Origin of the sequence: Loigolactobacillus rennini DSM 20253, from assembly GCF_001436505.1 — a bacterium.
Lineage (GTDB): Bacteria > Bacillota > Bacilli > Lactobacillales > Lactobacillaceae > Loigolactobacillus > Loigolactobacillus rennini.
This window is the reverse complement of record NZ_AYYI01000105.1, coordinates 61295-62061: the sequence shown is the minus strand read 5'-3', so window position 1 is coordinate 62061 and position 767 is coordinate 61295. Positions and strand designations below refer to the sequence as shown.

The window sequence follows — 767 nt, the reverse complement described above, 5'->3', positions numbered from 1 at the left end:
TGCCCGTTAGCCGCCGCATACTTCTTTACAGCAAGTTCTTCAGCCGCAATTCGATCTTGTTCATTTTTAATAATTGTCATAGTCCCCGCAATCCCATCAAGTAGCTTTTTCTTGCTAATTGACTTTGTCAGCCACTCTGGGATAATTTCCACATCCTCAGGGGCTACACCATAATTCGGAGCCATCTCAGCTATCGTAGCTTCAACATTCTCAAGTCGGGCTTGCCGCTGCCGTTCTTCCAGTTCTTTAATCCCTTGGTCAATTGGGGTAATAACTTGGTTAACAGTTCCTTTCAGCGTTTTAATCCGCTGTTCAAATTCTTTTAATGGCTGATCATAGCCGCGTTTAACTTGCTTGCGGTTATCGTCTAATTGGTTAACCACTTTACGCATCTCGGCACGTACTTTTTTGGTGTCTGCCAAAGTCTCCTCAGTAACGACCAAATCCTGATACTTGGCAGCATACTCACTAACTGCCTGTTTAAGCTGGGACTCATTACTGATTACAATTGGTGCCGGCTGGTATTTAACGGTAAAATCCGGCAAAATTGTTGTGATCTCATTTACCATTGTTTTCAATCCTCACTTTGTTATATAATTAAGACGTAATTTATTTATACTATTTTGTGACAAGCCGGACGTGTTGCCTCACGTGCGGCTTTTTCATCCTGCAAACACCATGTAGACCATTTGGCCACCACGTATTTGCGGTTGTCATCATCTGACTTATCGTCATCATCAAAACCAAACATTTCCCAGCCATAGCGG

General features: G+C 42.9%; 1 protein-coding gene. It reads right to left on the bottom strand.

Features of this window, described 5'->3' with window-relative positions; translation table 11 throughout:
• A partial coding sequence (locus FC24_RS11140) for a DUF1351 domain-containing protein (protein ID WP_157059133.1) occupies positions 1-569 on the bottom strand: 569 nt, incomplete at its 3' end.
• Positions 570-767: the final 198 nt, after the last annotated feature.